16 protein-coding genes, 1 tRNA gene and 1 pseudogene are annotated in these 19,344 nt (G+C 62.2%); 1 reads left to right on the forward strand and 17 read right to left on the reverse strand.

Annotated elements, in window-relative coordinates; all coding sequences use genetic code 11:
• Positions 1 to 82: 82 nt before the first annotated feature.
• The 8 genes from PSH87_RS22155 to PSH87_RS22190 form a co-directional block, all read right to left on the reverse strand.
• Positions 83 to 355 carry a MoaD family protein gene (locus tag PSH87_RS22155; RefSeq protein WP_124524932.1) on the reverse strand — a complete coding sequence of 91 codons (273 nt, stop codon included), beginning with the start codon at positions 353 to 355 and terminating at the stop codon, positions 83 to 85.
• A 44-nt stretch (positions 356 to 399) separates the two neighbouring features.
• The gene (locus PSH87_RS22160) at positions 400 to 807 is read right to left on the reverse strand and encodes a Mov34/MPN/PAD-1 family protein (protein ID WP_017738013.1); all 408 of its coding nucleotides are present in this window, start codon (positions 805 to 807) and stop codon (positions 400 to 402) included.
• Positions 808 to 812: 5 nt separating this feature from the next.
• Positions 813 to 1,985 (reverse strand): molybdopterin-synthase adenylyltransferase MoeB, encoded by a 1,173-nt coding sequence (gene moeB, locus PSH87_RS22165; protein ID WP_370695280.1) that lies wholly within the window; start codon positions 1,983 to 1,985, stop codon positions 813 to 815.
• Positions 1,986 to 2,135: 150 nt separating this feature from the next.
• Positions 2,136 to 4,634, reverse strand: coding sequence for an aminotransferase class III-fold pyridoxal phosphate-dependent enzyme (locus PSH87_RS22170; RefSeq protein ID WP_305431154.1), 2,499 nt, complete (start codon positions 4,632 to 4,634; stop codon positions 2,136 to 2,138).
• Between the two features lie 20 nt (positions 4,635 to 4,654).
• Positions 4,655 to 7,057: a decarboxylase gene (locus PSH87_RS22175; RefSeq protein ID WP_305431155.1), complete on the reverse strand. Its 2,403-nt coding sequence runs from the start codon at positions 7,055 to 7,057 to the stop codon at positions 4,655 to 4,657.
• 31 nt (positions 7,058 to 7,088) lie between these two features.
• Complete coding sequence (locus PSH87_RS22180) at positions 7,089 to 8,318, reverse strand: MFS transporter (protein WP_305431156.1); 1,230 nt, start codon at positions 8,316 to 8,318, stop codon at positions 7,089 to 7,091.
• Positions 8,315 to 9,346 carry a methyltransferase gene (locus PSH87_RS22185; protein ID WP_305431157.1) on the reverse strand — a complete coding sequence of 344 codons (1,032 nt, stop codon included), beginning with the start codon at positions 9,344 to 9,346 and terminating at the stop codon, positions 8,315 to 8,317. Before PSH87_RS22185 ends, PSH87_RS22180 begins: the two co-directional genes overlap by 4 nt.
• A gap of 11 nt (positions 9,347 to 9,357) precedes the next feature.
• Entirely contained in the window at positions 9,358 to 11,334 is a 1,977-nt protein-coding gene (locus PSH87_RS22190) for a TonB-dependent receptor (protein WP_305431159.1), read from the reverse strand.
• A 162-nt stretch (positions 11,335 to 11,496) separates the two neighbouring features.
• Here PSH87_RS22190 and PSH87_RS22195 point away from each other — a divergent pair, with 162 nt between their 5' ends.
• Positions 11,497 to 12,462, forward strand: a complete 966-nt coding sequence (locus PSH87_RS22195) for an AraC family transcriptional regulator (protein ID WP_026136953.1) — start codon at positions 11,497 to 11,499, stop codon at positions 12,460 to 12,462.
• A 5-nt stretch (positions 12,463 to 12,467) separates the two neighbouring features.
• Here PSH87_RS22195 and PSH87_RS22200 read toward each other — a convergent pair whose 3' ends face one another.
• From PSH87_RS22200 to tolR, 9 genes and pseudogenes are all read right to left on the reverse strand, one after another.
• Positions 12,468 to 13,337, reverse strand: a complete 870-nt coding sequence (locus tag PSH87_RS22200) for a phosphotransferase (protein WP_305431161.1) — start codon at positions 13,335 to 13,337, stop codon at positions 12,468 to 12,470.
• 134 nt (positions 13,338 to 13,471) lie between these two features.
• Positions 13,472 to 13,547 (reverse strand) — tRNA-Lys (locus tag PSH87_RS22205).
• Between the two features lie 63 nt (positions 13,548 to 13,610).
• A complete protein-coding gene (gene queC, locus PSH87_RS22210; protein ID WP_305431162.1) occupies positions 13,611 to 14,300 on the reverse strand; it encodes a 7-cyano-7-deazaguanine synthase QueC in 690 nt (229 codons plus the stop codon).
• A gap of 1 nt (position 14,301) precedes the next feature.
• A complete protein-coding gene (queE, locus tag PSH87_RS22215) occupies positions 14,302 to 14,949 on the reverse strand; it encodes a 7-carboxy-7-deazaguanine synthase QueE (RefSeq protein WP_017738023.1) in 648 nt (215 codons plus the stop codon).
• A gap of 164 nt (positions 14,950 to 15,113) precedes the next feature.
• Positions 15,114 to 15,947 carry a tol-pal system protein YbgF gene (gene ybgF / locus PSH87_RS22220; RefSeq protein ID WP_305431163.1) on the reverse strand — a complete coding sequence of 278 codons (834 nt, stop codon included), beginning with the start codon at positions 15,945 to 15,947 and terminating at the stop codon, positions 15,114 to 15,116.
• A gap of 6 nt (positions 15,948 to 15,953) precedes the next feature.
• Positions 15,954 to 16,454, reverse strand: a complete 501-nt coding sequence (gene pal / locus PSH87_RS22225; protein WP_003209827.1) for a peptidoglycan-associated lipoprotein Pal — start codon at positions 16,452 to 16,454, stop codon at positions 15,954 to 15,956.
• Positions 16,455 to 16,509: 55 nt separating this feature from the next.
• Entirely contained in the window at positions 16,510 to 17,790 is a 1,281-nt protein-coding gene (gene tolB, locus PSH87_RS22230; RefSeq protein WP_032865025.1) for a Tol-Pal system beta propeller repeat protein TolB, read from the reverse strand.
• 17 nt (positions 17,791 to 17,807) lie between these two features.
• Positions 17,808 to 18,883, reverse strand: a pseudogene (tolA, locus tag PSH87_RS22235) (cell envelope integrity protein TolA).
• On the reverse strand, positions 18,883 to 19,335 hold the full coding sequence (gene tolR / locus PSH87_RS22240; RefSeq protein WP_161630238.1) for a protein TolR: 453 nt from the start codon (positions 19,333 to 19,335) through the stop codon (positions 18,883 to 18,885). Before tolR ends, tolA begins: the two are co-directional and overlap by 1 nt.
• Between the last annotated feature and the right edge of the window lie 9 nt (positions 19,336 to 19,344).

A 19,344-nucleotide genomic window follows, 5' to 3' on the forward strand; every position in this document is an offset into this window, starting at 1 on the left:
CATTCGCCAGAAAGGTGAGTGATCGCTGCGCGCGCGACCTCGGGTGAGGTACGCCGCGCCAGCCCTGAGACGTGTTCGCCGATCAGCCGCCCGCGACGGCCGGCAGGATGGTGATGGCGTCACCGGCCTTGAGCGCGGTGCCCAGGTTGTCGGCGAAACGGATGTCGTCATCGTTGACGTAGATGTTCACGAAGCGATGCACCTGGCCGTCGCCGATCAGGCGATCCTTGACGCCTGGGTACTCGCGCTCCATCTGTTCGATGACTTCCAGAACTGTGTTGCCTTGCACTTCCACGCGTTTCTGATCCTGGGTAAAAGAGCGCAACAAAGTGGGCACCATCACGGAAATCGACATGCAGAACTCCCTGGGCCTTAGTTGGCCCATTGATTAACTTCGGTTTAATTAACGATGCAGATAACTTCTTCAGTCACTCTGCGTTGCACGATACGAAAACTGCGCACTGCAACTTCAACTTCCGGCAGTGTTGAAATAATGACGTAGTGCACCGATGCATCACCGGCATAACTCACATCTTCCGCACTGGGGTAGGCCACGCTGGCGGTGTGGGAGTGGTAGATCACCCGGCACTCCTCGTCCCGTTCATCCAGTTCGCGCCACACCGCCAATTGCTGCTTGGGGGCGAAGCTGAAGAACGTTGCGGAGCGCGCCGCGTTCTCCATCGCCACCAGGCGTTCGGCGGTTGGCTCGCCCACCGGCGCGGCGATGATGCCGCAGGTTTCCTGCGGGTGATCGCGGTGCGCCTGTTCCAGCATGGCCTCCAGCAGGCCGGCACGCAGCTTCAACATGGCCGTCAGTAGCTCGGCAACGTCGGTTCGACATCACGCACCCAGGCCAGCACGCCGCCGTCGAGGTTGCGCACGTTGCTGAAGCCGCGCTGCTGCAACTCCAGCAACACCGCCTTGGAACGCATGCCGGATTTGCAATGCAGCACCAGGTTGGCGTGCTTGCCGAAGCGGGTTTCGATCACGTGCGCAGTGTTCGGGCCTTTGGGGATATGTTGCGCGCCGGGGATGCGCACGATGTCCCATTCGGTCTGTTCCCGCACGTCGATCAGCAGCAGGTTTTCCCGGCGTTCGCGCAGGGCGTGCAGCTCACGGGCGCTGATGGACGGGATGTCCGAAGCCTGCACGCCGTGGGGCGCCAGCAGGCCGCAGAACGCCTGGTAATCGCTGAGGGCGGTAATCGGCTGACGGCCCGGCGCACGGCGTAGCGGCATTTGGCGGTAGGACATTTCCAAGGCGTCGTAGACCATCAAGCGCCCCAGCAGGCTGTCGCCGATGCCGGTAATCAGCTTGACCGCCTCGGTGGCCATGATCGCGCCAATCGATGCGCAGAGGATGCCCAGCACCCCGCCTTCGGAGCAGGACGGCGCCAGTTCCGGTGGCGGCGGCTCGGGGTAGAGGTCGCGGTAATTGAGGCCGACGCCGCCGGGAGCATCTTCCCAGAACACCGAGGCCTGGCCTTCGAAGCGGTAGATCGAACCCCACACGTACGGCTTGCCAGCCAGCACGCAGGCGTCGTTGACCAGGTAGCGGGTGGCGAAGTTGTCGGTGCCGTCGAGGATCAGGTCGTACTCGCTGAACAGCTGCACAGCGGTTTCCGGCTCCAGGCGCAGGTTGTAGCAGTTGACCTGCACATGGGGGTTCAGATCGCGGATCGCGGCGGCGGCGCTGTCGACCTTCAATTGGCCGACGGTGGCGACGCGATGGATCACCTGGCGTTGCAGGTTGGATTCGTCCACCACGTCAAAATCGATAAGGCCCAAGGTGCCAATACCGGCCGCTGCCAAGTACAACAAGGCGGGCGAACCGAGACCACCGGCACCAATGACCAACACTTTGCTGGTCTTTAAACGGCGCTGGCCGTCCATGCCGACATCGGGAATCAACAAGTGCCGACTATAACGGGTTATTTCGTCGTTACTTAGTTGGGCAAGAGGTTCTACAAGTGCAGGAAGTTTCATCACGAATACCTGTTTCTGAATGCAAGTGATTCTCAAGTAAACACTTGGTTTAATCAATTCAACAGGCCAGGGGTTTCATATTCATAAGGGATATTTTTGTATGCGTTTAAATAAACTCCAAGCCCCACGGGAGGGCTTGGAGTCAGAACGTCAGCCGAGGAAAGTCGACATGTCCTTGCACACCGCGCTGAACGCCTGCACAAAATGCCGTGCCTCGGACTCGCTGAGCACCAGCGGCGGCTGGATGCGCATGACCCGGTTGTTGTTGGCGGTAACGAAGGTCAACACGCCGTGCTCCCGGGACAGTTTGCTGACGAAGCGCAGCACGAACATCTCTTCGAAGTTTTTCTCGATCTCGCTGATGGCCTCGTCGATATGCCGCTTGGCCTTGCCCGACAGCATGCGATAGGTGCCCGCCGCGTTGCCCGGCATGCGGCTGGCAAACTCGCGCACAAATGCCTCCACGCCACCCTTGTAGCTGTACTCGAACTCGATGGCGATCATCAGGCCCTGGCCGCGCACTTCACGGATGAACGGGTAGCCGCTGACCGCTTCACTCAGGGCTTCCTTGAGTTGCGCACCGACCCGTGCCGCGTTGCCGGCCAGGTCTTCGTTGGCGATCACCTCCAAAGTGGCGAGGGCCGACGCCGAGGCGAAGTTGCCGCCGCCGAAAGTCGAGGTGTGCAGGGCAAAGGTGTCGATGCTGCCGTAGGCGCGGTCCCACAGCGCTGCGCTGGACAGCGTCGCGCCGATCGGTACGGCGCCGCCGGAAAGCGATTTGGACAGCACCAGAATGTCCGGCACCACCCCTTCCCATTCGCAGGCAAACAGCTTGCCGGTGCGGCCGAGGCCGGTCTGGATTTCGTCGAGGATCATCACGCAATCGTGGGCGGAGCACAGCGCCCGCACCTGTTGCAGATAACCCGCCGGCGGGAAGATCACGCCGCCTTCGCCCTGGATCGGTTCGAGGATGAACGCGCCGACATCGCCTTGTTGCAGGGCGCTTTCCAGGGCGTGCAGGTCGCCGAAGGGAATCGAATCGCAGCGCGACAGCAGCGGCTTGAACGGGTCGCGGTGTTTGTCGCGGCCGGTCACCGACAGCGCGCCGAGGGTTTTGCCGTGGTAGCCGTTGTCGCAATACAGCACGCGCGGGCGGCGCATGGCGGCCATCGCCAGTTTCAACGCGGCTTCGATGGCCTCGGTGCCGGAGTTGCTGAAGAACACCCGCTCCAGGTCTCCCGGCGCCAGTTCGCTCAGGCGCTGGGCGAGCAGGCTGGTGTGCAGCGGCACCGACACGTACTGCACAAAGGTCGGGTGCTGGTTTTGCAGGAATGCCTGCAACGCCTGGTTGACCTTGGGGTGGTTGTGCCCGGTGTTCAGGCAGCCGTAGCCGGCGACGAAATCCAGGTAGCGGCCGCCGTCCAGGTCGGTGAGCCAGCAGCCTTCGCCTTGAGTGAAGACGCGCTCGATATGGTTGAACTGGTAGAACTCGCGCAGCACCGGGTTGATGTGCTGGCCGAAGCAGCGCAGGGCTTCGGCGCGCAGGTCGGCGGGTGGCGCCACGTCCTGGCGGCGGTGGAAGCGGCGCAGGGGCTGGAAGTCTTCGTCGCGCAGGCGCTCGCCGTAGGAGGCCATGGGCGACGGCGAGAAGCCGTGCAGCTCGGCGATGCGGCCGATTTCCAGGACTTTTTCTTCAGGCAATTCACGCCCGATGGAGAATGCCTCGGCACGCCCTTCCAGGGCCAGCACCAGGGTTTCGGCGAGGCAGCCGTTGAGGAATTTCTTCGGCGCGAGGCCCAGGTTTTCGGTGCCGAAATGCACCGCGTCGCTGGCCGATACCAGGCCACCGTCGACGATCAGGATGTCGTTGCGGTCGTGGTTGAACGCCAGCACATCGCGGGGCAATGCAGCGTCGATCACCACCGCGCCAGGAGCCAGGCGATAGGGGTCGATCACGCCGCCGCTGGACGTGGCGGCGACGTAGAAACGCACGTCGTCGTAGCAGCTTTCGATCTCGGCGGTGAGGCGCACCTGGGTGTGCATCTCCCCCGGCAGATAGGCCAGGCTTTCCAGGCCTTGCTCGACACTGCCGCGATGCACCAGCCGCAGGCGGCAACCGTGGCGGGCGAGCAGTTTGGCGATGACCAGGGCGATGGAACCGGGGTAGCCCACCACCGCGACTTCGCTGTCGGCCGGGTCGACGTCGAGGCGCTGCATGGCTTCCAGCACGTTCTTGTAGGCGGCGTAAGCGGTCAGCGAATTACCGGTGGTGACCGCCACGCCGCTGCGCTCCTGGGTCTGCAAACCACGGTTGCCGACGATGGCCGTGAAGCCGCCGAGGCCAACCAGATGGGCGCCCTGCTCCTTGAGGCTGTTCACACCGTCCAGCACCCGCGCGGCAATGCTGCGCGGCTGGCTGAGCATTTGCTCGGCGGTCAGTGGCAGGTAATGCAGGATGCCTTCGCAGGTGGCGCCGGTGGCGCTGACGATGCGCCCGAAATCGGCGAACGGCACGAGGTTGCGTGGCTGCCACAGGTCCGGCTGATAGCCGCGATCCTGCTCGGCGAGGGTGCGGTCGAGCAGGTCGATGATCTTCACTTGGCGTTGCAGCGCGATGGACGTCGGGTGAGCGATAAAGCCGAATTTCATGGGAGCGTGTCCTTTGTGTTTCATTGACGGTTCCAGGCGGTTTCGGAGACCAGGCTCAAGCCGTCGCCTTCCGAGTTGTGGGCCAGCAACACGTCGAAAATATTCAGTTGCCCGGGTTGGGTCAGGGCGCTGCGCAGGTGCGCTTCATCGAAGCTCACCAGGCGCTCGCGGTGCAGGTTGATCGTGCCGATGCGCTGCACGGGCTGCGTCGCGGCGGCGCGGGTGCTGACCGCGACCTGGTGCGCGCCGTTGTGGGCGTAGCGTTTGTCGAGGTAGGTCTGGATCAGCGAGAGCACGCCGTTGCTGAGGTAGAACAAGGTCACGTTGCGCGCAGGATCGGTCAGGCCTTGGGCCAGGCGCGCTTCGATGTCCGGCACCAACGCCCGGGCGCCGTCGCCGACAAACGCCAGCACGTTGCCGCTGCCGGTCATGGCGATATACGGCAAGGCCATCAGGCCATCGCCCATCAGCGCGCGGCCATACCAGCCGGAGAACCCCGGATCGGTGCGCGGCACGTTGCGCAACGCCGAGATGGCGCCACGGCCGACGTCGTACACGCCGATGTAGCGGTAGTCGTGCTGCTCGATCAACTCGCGCACCAGGTTGCCGAGGCGGCGGAAGAAGTAGTTGGCGGTCATCGGCAGGGTTTCGATATGGTCCGCCGCCACGCTTTCGCTGGTGGCGGCCACTTGCGCCAGCTTGGCGCGGCGCAGGGCCAGCACCACCGGCTCGACCTGCAAGCCGCGCTCGATGTGATCGAGGAACACGTCCAGCGGCACGTCCAGCGCCAGGTCGGTAAATGGCGACAGGTGCCGCGGCTCATGGTTGACCTGCACCACGCGCAACTGGCGCTTGAGCTTGCCTTCGGAGAACGGCGTGGCGGCCTGGTCGACCTTGCCCTTGAGGAAGAACACGCAGTGGCTGTGCGGCCCGTTGAGTTCGTGGTCGGTGTGCACGAATTGGTAGACCCGGCGACTGAAGCCATACAACGACAGCGGCCCGAGGTAGTTCGGCACCTTGCGGCCCTGGTGATACGGGCCGACGCTGCCCGGCTGGGTGATGCTGTCGGACAGCGCAATCGCGCCGCGTTCGGCCAGGGCATGCACGCGTCGGCGCTGCTGTTCGTTGAGCTTGCCGCACTGCCAGAGCAGGTGCAGCGGCTGGCGGTTGATCAGGTCCAAGGCCTGGTCCAGCGCCTCGATTTGCGCGCTGCCGAGAGTCACTTCGGCAGTCGATGGCAAGGCCGGCAGCGTCACATTCAGCGGCACTTGCGGGCGGGATTCGAGCACGCCTTGGGTGGCCAGGATAAACACCGGCTCGGCACGTTCGGCGAGCATGGCGAAGGCTTGTTCCAGGCAGGCGCCGATCTCTTCGACCTTGCGGATGAACACCTGGCGCAAGCCCTTGGCTTCGATGACCTGGCGCCCGTCGTTGTCGTTGTCGTGGGTGCCCTGGAACGCGTACCAGACGTTTTCCGGGCTGTCGGCGCAGATGATCAGGCCCGGCGCACCGATGCGCTTGAGGTTGGCCAGGGTGCCGCGAAACTCGTCGATCATGCCCGAGGTCACGGTGATCACATAGGCGCGGCCAAACAGTTGCCAGCCGGCCATGGCGCCCACGGCGAGGCTGTGTTCGTTGCAGCCGCTGAGGCAACGCACGCCGGTGCCGGCGACGTTTTGCTGCATCGACTGGATCAGGCCCGCGACCATCGAGCCGGTGTAGGCGTGAAAGTCCCAGCGTTCCTGCCAGCGGCTGTGCATGAAGCGCGTGACCTCGGTGGCCAGGCTCACCGAGAGCAACGGCCCGCTGATGGAACGGGCGAGCAAGCGGTTGAAGTGCGCATGCTCCAGATGGTCGAGGATGATGCGCAGCAGATCGGCACGGCGCGCGGCGCGGTCGTCGTTGGCCACGCGCAGGTGGCGGTTGCCGCCGACGCGGTTCATCCAGCCCGGCAAGGCCGACAAGGCGCAGTACAGCACGGCCGAATGGGGTGACAGGCGTGCATTCGGCGCGGCAGCGATCAGCGCGTCGAACGGGTCGTCCACACCCGCCTCGGCCTGGTCGCCAAGGTCGAGGATGAACAGCTCGTTGGACAGTGGCGGCCTTTGCTGACGCAAGCGGGCCTGCGCAGCCGCCACCGAATCGAAGCTCATCAGCCACATGTCCGGCAACGCCGCCGCATGCGCCGGGCTGCCTTGCAGGTAGCGCTGGGCCTGGACCATCAGGGTTTCCAGCACCGCCTCGCTGTGCGGCCGGGGGCCCAGGGCCTGGTGCATCTCTTCGCAATCGCCAGCGGTCACGGGCCAGTCAGCGGCATTCGGCAGCGGTTGCAAACCGGCCTGCAAATGCTCGATGACAAACGTCACGTCCTCAATCAGCGGCTGCGCCTGAGTAATCAAGCAGATTCCTAACGTGGCCTTCATGAACCTATCCCTATTCAAATCAAACTGAGGATCAAATGACCGGCCGCTGCTGATCGCCGGTAGCCAAGGCAATCGAGCGCCGACCCAGCACGGCCACGCCGCACACCAGGGCCATCGCCAGCGACAGGCCGGCGAGCATGCCGACGTGGCCGCTGCGGTCGAGCAGCACGCCTGCGCCGATCGGCACCAACATGCGCGTCAACACGAACAGGCTGGCCTGCAAGCCGTAGTCGGCGGCCTGGCGATGCTCGCGGGAGAAAAACATCATCAGGGCGAAGACCAGGGTCGATACCGCGCCCATGGCCGTCGCCAGCAGGAACGCCGCCGCCACCAGCCAGACCATGTCGGCGCGCAGGCCGACAGCGGCGGTCAGTGCTAATAACGAAATCAACGCCCACAACATAAACAGCGGAATCGCGCGGCCCGGGCCGATGCGCTGGATCAGCCGCCCGCCGAGCAAGCTGGCCACGGCCCCAACCACGCCGCCGCCGACGCCGGCGATCAGCGCGACTTTCGGCGCAACCATGCCCTGGTCCAGCAGCAGCGGCTTGAGGTACAGCCACGCCGCGCCGACAAACGGGAAACTGGTCAACAGCACCCAGGTCCACAGGCGTGCGCCGGGTTGGCGGAAGTAACCCGACCAGTCGGCCAGCGCCGGGTTGACCGGCGCAGCGCTGGTGCCTCGCGCATCGCCTTCACGCAGCCAGGCCAGGGGCAGCAATGCCAGCACCAAACCGCCGGCCATCAACAGGAACGGCGCTTGCCAGCCCCAGCGGCTCTGCACCAGCAACATCACGCCCGCGCCGACAATCGCGCCGAGAAACAGCGCGGCCGAACGGATGCTGCCGGCGCGTACTTGCTCGGATTGCGGCAGCAACTTGATTGCCAAGGCGTTGACCGGGATGTCGGCCCAGGTCGCCAGCACCGAGGCGGCGAACGCCAGGCCGAACAGGTACAGCGGGTTGCCGGTGATCGACAGTTGGCTGGCCGCCAGCAGCAACACCGCCAACAACAGGCACAACAGCATCGCCCAGTTGCGGTAATGCCCACGCTGGAAGCGATAGCGCTGCACGGGCAGCGCCAGCAGGAACTTGAACACCGCCGGCAAACCGGCGAGCTGGAACAGGCCGATGTCGGTGCCCGACCAGCCGTGTTCGCGCATCACCAACGGCAGGCCGAGCAGCAGGTAGATGCTCGGCACCACCAGCACAAAACCGAGCCAGCCAAACAACAATTGCAGGCGCCACATGGAAGGGTTCATGAGGCGCTCCGGCGGGCGACCAGCACCGAGACGGGTGCCACGGCGAAGGCCACTTCGGGGTAGCTGTCGATGTGGCTGAAGCCGGCCTGTTGCAAGGCGTCACTCAGGCCGCCCGCCTCGGTGACATGGCGGCCGAGCATTTGCATCGACAGGTAATACGGCATCACGCGCTGGGCGTGTTCGGGGTCGGCGGGGATCTCGGCGTGGGCGCTGATCAGCACGCCGCCAGGGCGCAAGGCAGCGTGGATCTTGGCCAGTGTGGCGCGCAGGTCCGGGACGAAGTGCAGCACCGAGGAACACCAGATCACGTCGTAGCCGTCGCCAATCGGGTCGCTGGCCAGGTTGCCGCCGCGCACGCCGAGGCGTTGTTCGAGGCCGGCGTGCTGGATGTTGGCGGCGGCCACTGCGACGGTTTTTTCGAAGTCGAAGACTTCACCGCTGAGCAGCGGGTTGTCACGCACCAGGGCAATTGCCACCAGGCCGGGGCCGCCGCCAAGGTCGAGCAGGCGGCGTGCCTGGCTGAACTCGGGGATTAGGGCCGTCAGGCGCAGGGCCACGTCGACGGTGACGGCGCGCTGTTCCTGGGCGATTTGCAGGCGCGCCGCGGCGGTCCAGTTGTCGATGGTGGTGGTCATGTCAGTGGGTTGGCTGTCGGGTTGGCCGGCGCGCACTTGCTCGCCCAGTTGGCTGCCGAAACGGCGCATGCCGCGCAGGCGAAAGGTCCAGGCGTCGCCGCAATAGTCCGTGGCATCGCTGCGCAGGTAGTCGCTGGCCACCGGCGTGTTGCGGTACAGCGGCGGCTGGCGTTCATCGCGTTGCAGCAGGTCCATGCTCCACAGGGCTTCGAGCCAGAAGCCGGTGTTGGCCGGGTCGAGTTCCAGTTGCCGGGCGACCAGGTGGGCCGAGGTGGGCACTTGCAGCAGGTCGAAGAGTTTCCATTCCAGCGCGATGCGCAGGGCGTCGGCGCGCACGGCGGACAGGGTCATGTCCCAGAAAGGTTGCAGGGCATGTGGGGTGGACAGGTTCATAGGGTTATCGCTCACAGTTCATAGCTGAGCCGCAGGCCGACTTCGCGGCCCGGGCTGTACACGCGGGTGGTGCCATTCAGGTAGCCGACGGCGTCGTAGCGCTTGTCGGCGGCGTTGTTCACGTAGGCACTGATGCCGTAGTGGCTGAAGTCGTAGCCGGCCGTCAGGTCGATCAGGCCGTAGCCGCCACGGCTGTATTGGTTGGCGGCGTCGAGGTAGGTCTTGCCGACGGCGCTGACGCCGCCCTGGGCGTACCAGCCGGCCGGCGCGTCGTAGCGCAGGCTGAGGTGGCCGGTGAGGTCCGGCGCGTAGGGGTTGTGATTGCCCTTGTAGTCGTTGCTGCCTTCGCTGAACAGCTTGAAGCGCGTGCGGCTCAGGCCCACGGAACTGACCAGGCGCCAGTTGTCGGCGACGAGGTAGTCGGCCTCCAATTCAAGCCCGGTGGAACGCGCGGTGGCGGCGTTGGTGATGTACACCACGCCGGGCTGGATGATCTGCTGCACCTGCATGTCGCGCACGTCCATCAAGTACACCGCGGCCGAGTAGCGCAGGCGTTTGTCGGCGAGCCAACCCTTGGCACCGAGTTCGTAGGTTTTGACTTTTTCCGGGTCGTAGCCGGGGTAGTTGGCGGCGCTGGAGAAGGCGTTGAAGCCGCCGGCGCGGAAGCCTTCGGCATAGCTGGCGTAGACGTAGGCGTCGGGCTGCCATTCGTATTGCAGCGCGGCCTTGGGGGTGAAGCGTTGCCAGCTGGCGCTCTGGCGGGTGCCGATGGCGGGGTCGATGTGCACTTTGTCCTGCTCGGCACGGGCGCCGAGGGTGAGAGTCCAGCGCTCGGCCAGGGGCATCAGCCATTGGCCGAAGAGTGCGCTGGTGTTGCCGCCCAACTGACTGGCGGTCTCGGTCAGGCGCAGAGGCAGTTTTTGCTGGTAGGACAGGTCGTGGTCGTCACGGTCGGCATAGGCGCCGAGCAGCCACTGGTTGTCGTGCCACTGGCCTTCGAGGCGAAATTCCTGGGACAGGGTGTTGAAGTGGTAGTCGCGGGCCAGGTGCAGTTGGTCGGCCGGCTGGAAGTCGGTGTCTTGTTGCAGGCGGTCGTAGAAGTCGTTGCGGGCGGTGATGGAGCGCAGTGTCACGCCGGAGTCGAAGGTGTGCTGCACGTCCAGCGACAGGCTGCGGCCGCTGGAGTGGTTCCAGCTGGGCGTGCCGGAACGCACTTCGCGCCGGGTCGAGGTGGCGGCGCCCCATTGTGAGCCGCCGTCGCGGTAGTCCTGGCGGCTGTAGCGCAGGTTGACGTCGGTGGCCAGGGTTGGCGTCCAACGCAGCACCATGCGCGCGCTGTGGCGCTCACGGTCATCGGCCTGGCCGCCTTTATAGGCGTTGTCGATAAAGCCGTCCTGCTCGCGCCATTGGCCGGAGACGCCGGCATACAAGGTGCCGGGCACCAACGCCGTGCTGGCGTCCGCGCTCAGCGTGCGCAGGTCGCGGCTGCCGGTGCCGGCTTCGAGGCGCGCGTAAGGCGTATCGCCGGGCTGGCGGGTGTGAATGCTCAGCACCCCGGCTTCGGCGTTGCGCCCGTACAGGGTGGACTGCGGACCGCGCAGGATCTCGATGCGCTCGACGCCCAGCAGGTTGTGGTCGAAGCCCTGCCCCATCAGGGTCGGTACGCCGTCCACGAGCATCAGCATCGAGGAAGAAAACGCCGTCGCCCCGGAACTCAGGCCACGCACCACCGGCAGGTTGGTGCCGGACTGGCCGAACGGCTGGAAGGTGAAGCCCGGCGTGGTACGGGCCAGGCGTTCCAGGTCGTCAATGTTGCCTTTGCGCAGGTCTTCGCCGGTGATCACCGACAGGCTCGCCGGGACTTCTTCCTGCGCCTGCTCGATCTTGTTGGCCGTGACCTTGACCGGTGCCAGTTCGGTCTGTGCCACGGCAACGCTTGCACTGCCCAGGCAACACACCAGCACACCGCTGAAAACCCCTGTGTTCAAACGCTTTCCCCTTCAATGATTCGCCCCATGGCCGCGTCGTGGCGATGGCAGTTGATGGGGAAACATGCTATTCATTAATGCGAATGCTTATCATGTATGTCCGTATGGATTTCGGATCAATCCATATGCGAATCGGAGCCAAATCTAGGGAGGGCGTTGAACGTGTCGGCTTTACAAAAGATTTCCCAGTCGTATCGAGTCGCGTCAACGCACTCGCGGCTGGTCAGCACGCAAGACTGCGGCTGGATGCGCCAGCAGTTGCCGGAAGAGCTGGGCGAGTGCTATTCGGAACGCCTGAGCTTCGATGACGACCTGATGGTGGTGCGCTCGCGCTATCGCCCGACGCGCAACCTGATTGAAGAAACCGTCAGCCCGCACAACCGCCACATGCTGGTGATTACCTTCGGCATGCAGGGTGATTCCGGCTACAAAGGGGCGGATGGCGCGGCGGTGTCGTTCAGGGCGGGCTTCACCACCATCACGTCGTTCCAGCTCAGCCTGGGCGAGCGCTGCTATGAAGCCGGCGCGACGGTGTCGCAACTGCGCCTGTTGATTGGCGAGAGCATGCTCAACAAGTACATCGGCGAGCAGCGTACCCAGCAGATCCTCGGCAACGGCAACGTGCGCCAACTGGCCTTCCAGAAGACCTCGGCCGCCAGTGCCAGCCATGCCAGCGCCCTGACCCGCTACCTCAACCACGGCGTGACCGGCACGCTGGACATGCATATCCACACCCTGAGCCTGCTCTCCGAACAGCTCAAGTTGCTGAGCCCCGCCACCCTCCCGGAAAGCCTGCAATTCAGCGCCACCGACATCGAGAAACTGGAGCGTGCGCGCGACATCATGATCGAGCAGATGGACCAACCGCTGACCATCCCCTATCTCTGTGCGGCGGTTGGACTCAACGAGTTCAAGCTCAAGGAAGGCCTGCACTACCGCTTCAACTCCACCCCGCACCGCATGCTCAACGAGATTCGCATGCGCAAGGCCTACACCCTGCTGGAAAGCGGCTGCCAGGTGGCGCAGGCGGCCTACCAGGTGGGGTACAAATTCCCGAACAACTTCAGCGCGGCGTTTACGCGATTCTTCGGCAAGACGCCGAAGTCAGTGTTTGGCAAACGCCGCTGAGTGCGTCAAGGGTGAGTGGCGGGAGCCAGCTTGAAGGCGGCCTGGGCCTTGGGGTTGGTGAGAATGCTGTAGCGTGTGGTGCGCGAGACTTTTTGGGTGAGGAAGCGTTCGAATACCGGATCGAAGGTGGCGCGTTGCAGGTTCGGCTGCTCGTCCATCAGGTAGCGCTCACAGAGCACACGATAGGCGTCGAGGGTGACGAAGCGCTTGATCCAGAAGTGATAGAAATAGCCCATCAGGAAACCCAGGCTGAAATCGTGATCGATCACCGAATGGGCGCAGCACTCAAAATCGATCAGGCGTAGCTGGCCGTCCGGTGCGATCAAAATATTCTTGGGGTGCGGATCCATGTGCACAAACCCTTCGGCGAGCATCTGCGCAAACAATCGGAAGACCCGTGGAAGCAGCTCACCGGCCTGCTCCGGGTGCGCGATCAGTCGATCATCCACGCTGCAATGATCTTCAAAAAAACCCACCAGCAGGTATTCCTCTTTCAGGAACGGGAAGCGTGTTTTATAGCCGAACCCGGCGACACGCGGCACGCTGGCGGACTTGGCAGACACCACGGACAGGTTGATGAACTCGTTGGTCAAATCGTGCAGGCCGAACGCGCGCTTGAGCCCCAGGTAGTTTTGCAGCTGTTTTTTCCAGTGTTCCAGTTTGTTGTGCTTCAACACCCATCGGCGCTCGCCCTCCAGCAGGAACACGCCGCGGGTGGCTTCGGGTAGGTCGAGGGTGGTGTGTTGGTGCGGTGCGGCGAGGAAGCGCTGGACCAGGGTGGACAGTTCAGGCTGATGGCGGGGGTCGAAATGGAAGGTGATGTCGCCGATGGACGAGGTTTGGAATGCGCGGGTGATGTGGTTGAGGTGACGCATGGGGTCTTCCTGACGTGGGGCTATCGACTTTTGCGAAATGGCCCAGCCAGGTAGACCGCGCTAAATCGCGGACAAAAAAAAACCCGGAAATCCTCACTTGCGTGGGCCTTCCGGATTTTCTAAACCGCCAAAAATGGTGGGTCGTGTGGGATTCGAACCTACGACCAATTGGTTAAAAGCCAACTGCTCTACCAACTGAGCTAACGACCCGCTGTGTGGTGGCGCGTATAATACTGATTTCTAAGGATTATTCAACACCTTATTTTAAATAAATCAGAAATAACGCGTTGGGTCCTTAATTCCGGCCGCTTGGAAGCCTTCTGCACGCAGTCGGCAGCTGTCGCATTTCCCACAAGCACGGCCGTCATCGTCCGCCTGGTAGCAGGAAACTGTCAGCGAGTAATCGACGCCAAGTCCTACACCAGCCTTGACGATATCGGCTTTGCTGAGGTTTTGCAGCGGCGCCAGGATGCGGAAGCCCTGCCCTTCTACACCGGCCTTTGTCGCCAGGTTGGCCATGCGTTCGAACGACTCGACGAATTCCGGGCGGCAGTCCGGGTAGCCGGAATAATCCACGGCGTTGACGCCGATAAAGATGTCGCGGGCGTTGAGCACTTCTGCCCAGCCGAGGGCCAGGGACAGGAACACCGTGTTGCGCGCCGGCACGTAGGTGATCGGAATGCCTTCACTCGGCGCTTCCGGCACGTCGATGCTGCTGTCGGTCAGGGCAGAACCGCCGATGCCGTTGAGGTTCAGGCCGATGACCTTGTGTTCGACCACGCCCATGTCGCGCGCTACACGGGCTGCGGCGTTGAGTTCGGCACGATGGCGCTGGCCGTAGTCGAAACTCATGGTGTAGCAGCTGTAGCCTTCAGCTTGCGCCATCGCGACTACGGTGGCGGAGTCGAGGCCGCCGGACAGCAGGATTACGGCGCGTTTTTGATCGTTGGTTTGTGCAGTCATGTCAGCGTCCTGGCTCGTCGTTCCAAAGGTATTTGTGCAACTGCAATTGCAGGCGCACCGGTAGGTTGTCCGCCACGACCCAGTCGGCAAGGTCGCGGGCGTTCAGGTCGTGGTGGCTGGGAGAAAAAAGCACCTCGCCTGCGCGACGGTCCAGGCCGTACTGGATCAGCTTGGAGCTCGCCCAGTCGTAATCGTCACGGGAACAGATAACGAACTTGACCTGATCGTTGGCCGTCAGCAAGTCCATGTTCTCGTAGAGGTTGCGATGCGACTCCTTGGAACCTGGGGTCTTGAGATCGACGACCCGGCTTACACGTGGGTCGACCGCAGAAATATCCAGGGCGCCGCTGGTTTCCAGGGACACCTCGTAACCGGCGTCGCACAACTGCTTGAGCAAGGGGATGGCATTGGGTTGCGCCAGGGGCTCACCGCCCGTCACGCAGACGTAGCGTGGCCGGAAGCCGGCAACCTGTTCGAGGATGTCGTCGAGGGTGCGCACAGTGCCGCCACTGAAGGCGTAGGCGCTGTCACAGTATTGGCAGCGCAGCGGGCAACCGGTCAGGCGCACAAATACGGTGGGCAGGCCAGCAGTGCGCGTTTCACCCTGCAACGAGTAAAAAACTTCGGTGATACGTAATGTGTCTTGCATAGTCGCCACGGGCGTAACAGCTAAACAGGCTGTCCGCCTCCGTCAGGCACTTCAAGAAACCCCGCCAACGCGTGGGCCCCCAAAAGCGTGTTTCATAAAAGGGCGTGGATTCTAACGAAAAAACCCGCGCCAGGCGCGGGTTTCTTCTAAACGGGCTGCTTTGCTTACAAGCGTTGCAGATCCCGTTGGGCCAACTGGGCAGCGGAAGTCCCCGGATACTGGGCAACCACTTGCTGCAGAATGCCTTTGACCTTGTCGGTATGACCCAGGCGGCGTTCTACATCAGCGAGTTTGTACAGCGAATCTGGCACCTTGGCATGCTTGGGATACAGTTGGCTGACCTTGGCAAATGCCTGGCCAGCGCCCTGGAGATCACCTTTGGCCAGGTTGACCTCGCCCAACCAGTATTGGGCATTGCCCGCGTACTGGCTGTTCGGGTATTTGCGCAGGAAAGCGCTAAATGCCTGGCTGGCTTTATCGAAGTCCTTGGCCTTGATCAGGTCGAAGGCTGCATCGTAATACAGCTTTTCCTTCGCAGGATCACCCGGTTCGCTGCTCGCGGCAGGGGCTTGGCTGGCAGCCGCCCCTGCTGCTGCGCCGCCGATGGCTGCGCTAGGCGCGCCACCGGCAGAAGAATTATCAGGAGTTGCGGCAGGTGCAACGCCGGCTCCAATGCGTCGATCAAGATCCTGGTAACGCTCCAGGCCTTCTTGCTTCAGCTGACGCACTTCATTTTGCAGAATTTCAATGGTGCCTTGCTGCTGCGCCAATTGATCCTGCATGCGTTGCAGCTGGTTGAACAGTTCGCCCTGTGCCGAGGGAGCGGACGTAGCCGCTCCCCCCGCATAGGCGCCGTTCGTGCCATAACCCGCTGGCGGATAACTGCTCCCGCTATTGTTATAGCCAGAGTTGCTATCTTCCACAGGAACCGCAGCCCACACCGCAAGCGGTGCGAGGCTGAGAGCCAATACAGTTAGAGCACGACGGCACGTTCGCATGACGAATTACTTACGCAGTTCGACGCGACGGTTTTGAGCCCAGGACTGCTCGTCGTGGCCAGTAGCAACTGGACGCTCTTTACCGTAGGAAACCAGTTCCAGTTGGCCTGGAGCAACACCTTGCAGTACCAGGTAGCGCTGAACGGCTTTCGCACGACGCTCGCCCAGTGCCATGTTGTACTCACGAGTACCACGTTCGTCGGTGTTACCTTCCAGAACAACGCGAGCGCCGTTAGCTTTCAGGTCCTTCGCGTGAACGTCCAGAGCGCGCATGGCTTCTGGTTTCAGGTCCGAACTGTCGTATTCGAAGTAGAAAGTGGTGATAGCGCGCAGAGCAGCTTCTTCGCTCAGGGAGCCGTCAACTGCACCAGTGTTAGCGCCGTAACCAGCGTTTGGATCAACAGCTGCGCCTTCACCGGCATTGTCGCCGCCTTTAGACGAGCAACCAACGGCTACGGACAGAGCCAGAGCCAGAGCAGCAAACTTACCAAACTTCAGCATTTCCATCGTGAAACTCCTAATGAACCCCAGTGTGTTAAGTACTTCTTTTTGTAGCGCCGCGTCAGTTCAGGTAAGGGGACCAGGATGGTTCTCTGACTTCGCCTTGAGCGGTAGGAAGTGGGAGCCTTACGCGTCCATTAATGGATACGAGCATCAAGACTCCCCGGCCCTGCTGGCGGGTGGCGTAGATTACCATGGTGCCGTTGGGCGCAACAGTGGCTGACTCATCAAGGTTGGTATCTGTGAGGATTTTTACGGTTCCGCGCTGCAAATCCTGGGCCGCAACCCGGAAATTAGTGAAACCATCCTGACGGTGAATCATCACCAACGTCTTTTCATCAGCCGAAAGCTTCGGATTGGCGTTGTAGTTACCAATAAAGGTCACACGTTCCGCACCACCGCCGCCCACGCTTGCCTTGTAGACCTGTGGCTTGCCGCCACGGTCGGAAGTGAAGTAGATGGTCGAGCCATCCTTGCCCCAGAACGGCTCGGTGTTGATACCTGGGCCGCTGGTCACGCGGGAGATCTGGCGCGAAGCCATGTTCATCACGTAGATATCCGGGTTGCCATCCTTGGACAGCACGAACGCCAGGCGCGAACCATCCGGCGACCAGGCTGGCGCGCCGTTGAGGCCTTCGAAGTTGGTGATCTGCTCACGACGGCCAGTATCGATGTGCTGGACGAAGATGCGCGGACGCTTCTGTTCAAAGGACACGTAGGCAATACGCTTGCCGTCCGGCGCAAAACGCGGCGACAGGATCGGCTCACGGGATTGCAGCAGGGTCACGGCGCGAGCACCGTCATAGTCCGAACGCTGCAAGGTGTAGCGCGTGTTGTCTACCGAGAAACGCTCAGCCGTTACATAAAGCAGACGCGTCGAGAAAGCACCCTTGATACCGGTGAGTTTTTCAAACGACTGGTCCGAAATGTAGTGAGCCATGTCACGCAGTTGTTCAGCTGTGCCCGACACGCTGCCGGTCAAGACCTGCTGCTCGGTGGCCACGTTGAACAAGGTGTACTGGATCTGCAGGCGACCACCGGCTGGCACGATATTGCCGACCATCAGGTACTGCGCGCCCACGGCTTTCCAGTCGCGGAACACAACTTCGCTGGCCTGGTTCGGCTGGCTGATCATGTTGCCTTTTGGAATCGGCGCGTAGTAACCGGAATTGCGCAGGTCGTCACTGACGATCTGGGCCATGTCGTCCGGCAGCACGCTGCCGCCCTGCCAGCCAAACGGTACTACCGCGATCGGGGTGGCCCGATCGCTACCGCTGGTGACCAGGATGTTTTTTTCATCCGCCGCCGCTATCCCTGCCATACAGCAAATAACGACAAGCATTCCTCGAAGAAGGTTTCTCACAAGGCTAGATCCTCAGGTGTGAATGTCATCTTGAATGAACGATAGGGAGCGAAGTCGCTTGGTTTCATTCCCTGCATCTCGGTCAACCGGCCAATGTTCTTGACCGCTGCAACCGCCGAACTGTCGAACGAACCATCGCCACTGGACTTGGCCACGCTGACCCGAAGTCACCGTACCGTCCGGCAACATGCCGATCTGCAGCACTACTGTCATGCCTTTGCGTGCCGAAGGTGGACGCGTCCAACCCTCTGCTGCCCGTGCCCGAATCAGGTCGTCGAAACTGCCCGCGACTTCATCACCACGTTCATCGGGCCAAGGCTTGCTGACGCTGCGGCGTGTCGGAAAGCAAATCTGCCAAGGCCTGGGCCTTTTTCTCTTCGGCGGATTTGCGTGCTGCTTCCTGGGCCTTTTTCTTGGTGGCGTCGGCGGCAGCTTTCTTCTTCGCATCATCGGCGACTTTCTTCTTCGCCTCGTCTGCTTCAGCTTTTTTCTTGGCGTCTTCGGCGGCTTTCTTCTTCGCGTCTTCGACTATTTTCTTCTTGGCTTCCTCAGCGGCCTTTTTCTTGGCCTCTTCTTCGGCAGCTTTCTTGGCTTCTTCTTCAGATTTCTTCTTGGCTATATCAGCCAATTGTTTCTCTTCGGCTTTTTTGGCTTCGGCAGCTTTCTCGGCTTTCTTGGCTTCATCAGCCTTTTTCGCCTCGTCGGCCTTCTTCGCTTCGTCAGCCTTTTTCGATTCCTCGGCCTTTTGAGCCGCCTCTTCTTTCTTTTGTTCCGCAGCAGCCTTCACCGCTTCCTGCTCGACCTTTTTCTGTTCCATCTGTTCGACTTCAGTCTGGCGCGCAGCCGACTTCTGGGCCTCACCCGCAATCTTCTGATTGGTCTGGGTGGTGGCCTGGCTTTTCGATTTCAGCTGATACAGGGTCGCCTGCACGATCGGCTTGGCTGGCGGCAGGTCCGGGGTCATGGCAAAGCTGACGAACAGCATGCCAAACACCAGGACGTGCAGGGCAATTGCCCAGACGCTAGGCCAGAAGTAGCTTTCCGAGGCGGACGGCTCTCGCTGCTGCTGCATCAGGGCGCCTCGGTAATCAAGCCAACGTTACCGACGCCGGCCTTCTGCAGCCCGCCCATGGCGCCCATGACAGAGCCGTAGTCGACAACCTTGTCACCACGAATGAACACCTGGGTGTGCTTGCCGCCTTCGTTGCCGGAGCGGATGATCTTGGTCACCGCGTCGGTCATCTGCGGCAAGGTCATGGCCTTGTCCTGCTGTTTCTGGGTATCGACTTCGCTGCCAAGGTTCCAGTAGTAGGTCTTGTCAGCCTTGATCGAAATGGTCAGGACCTGGGTGTTGTTGTCTTGCGGCAAGGCTTCGCTGGAAACCTTGGGCAGATCAACCTTCACGCCCTGATTGAGCATCGGCGCGGTCACCATGAAGATAACCAGCAGTACCAGCATCACGTCGATGTAGGGCACTACGTTCATCTCGGCGACCGGCTTGCGCTTTTTGCGAGCTCGAGCGATTAAAGCCAT

This window comes from Pseudomonas sp. FP453 (assembly GCF_030687495.1).
GTDB lineage: Bacteria > Pseudomonadota > Gammaproteobacteria > Pseudomonadales > Pseudomonadaceae > Aquipseudomonas.

Excerpts from the sequence above, each read along its gene's own strand:
- PSH87_RS22155 (WP_124524932.1), bottom strand. The coding sequence starts at position 355 with ATGTCGATTTCCGTGATGGTGCCCACTTTGTTGCGCTCTTTTACCCAG.
- PSH87_RS22160 (WP_017738013.1), bottom strand. The coding sequence starts at position 807 with ATGTTGAAGCTGCGTGCCGGCCTGCTGGAGGCCATGCTGGAACAGGCG.
- moeB (WP_370695280.1), bottom strand. The coding sequence starts at position 1,985 with ATGAAACTTCCTGCACTTGTAGAACCTCTTGCCCAACTAAGTAACGAC.
- PSH87_RS22170 (WP_305431154.1), bottom strand. The coding sequence starts at position 4,634 with ATGAAATTCGGCTTTATCGCTCACCCGACGTCCATCGCGCTGCAACGC.
- PSH87_RS22175 (WP_305431155.1), bottom strand. The coding sequence starts at position 7,057 with ATGAAGGCCACGTTAGGAATCTGCTTGATTACTCAGGCGCAGCCGCTG.
- PSH87_RS22180 (WP_305431156.1), bottom strand. The coding sequence starts at position 8,318 with ATGAACCCTTCCATGTGGCGCCTGCAATTGTTGTTTGGCTGGCTCGGT.
- PSH87_RS22185 (WP_305431157.1), bottom strand. The coding sequence starts at position 9,346 with ATGAACCTGTCCACCCCACATGCCCTGCAACCTTTCTGGGACATGACC.
- PSH87_RS22200 (WP_305431161.1), bottom strand. The coding sequence starts at position 13,337 with ATGCGTCACCTCAACCACATCACCCGCGCATTCCAAACCTCGTCCATC.
- queC (WP_305431162.1), bottom strand. The coding sequence starts at position 14,300 with ATGACTGCACAAACCAACGATCAAAAACGCGCCGTAATCCTGCTGTCC.
- queE (WP_017738023.1), bottom strand. The coding sequence starts at position 14,949 with ATGCAAGACACATTACGTATCACCGAAGTTTTTTACTCGTTGCAGGGT.
- ybgF (WP_305431163.1), bottom strand. The coding sequence starts at position 15,947 with ATGCGAACGTGCCGTCGTGCTCTAACTGTATTGGCTCTCAGCCTCGCA.
- pal (WP_003209827.1), bottom strand. The coding sequence starts at position 16,454 with ATGGAAATGCTGAAGTTTGGTAAGTTTGCTGCTCTGGCTCTGGCTCTG.
- tolB (WP_032865025.1), bottom strand. The coding sequence starts at position 17,790 with ATGCTTGTCGTTATTTGCTGTATGGCAGGGATAGCGGCGGCGGATGAA.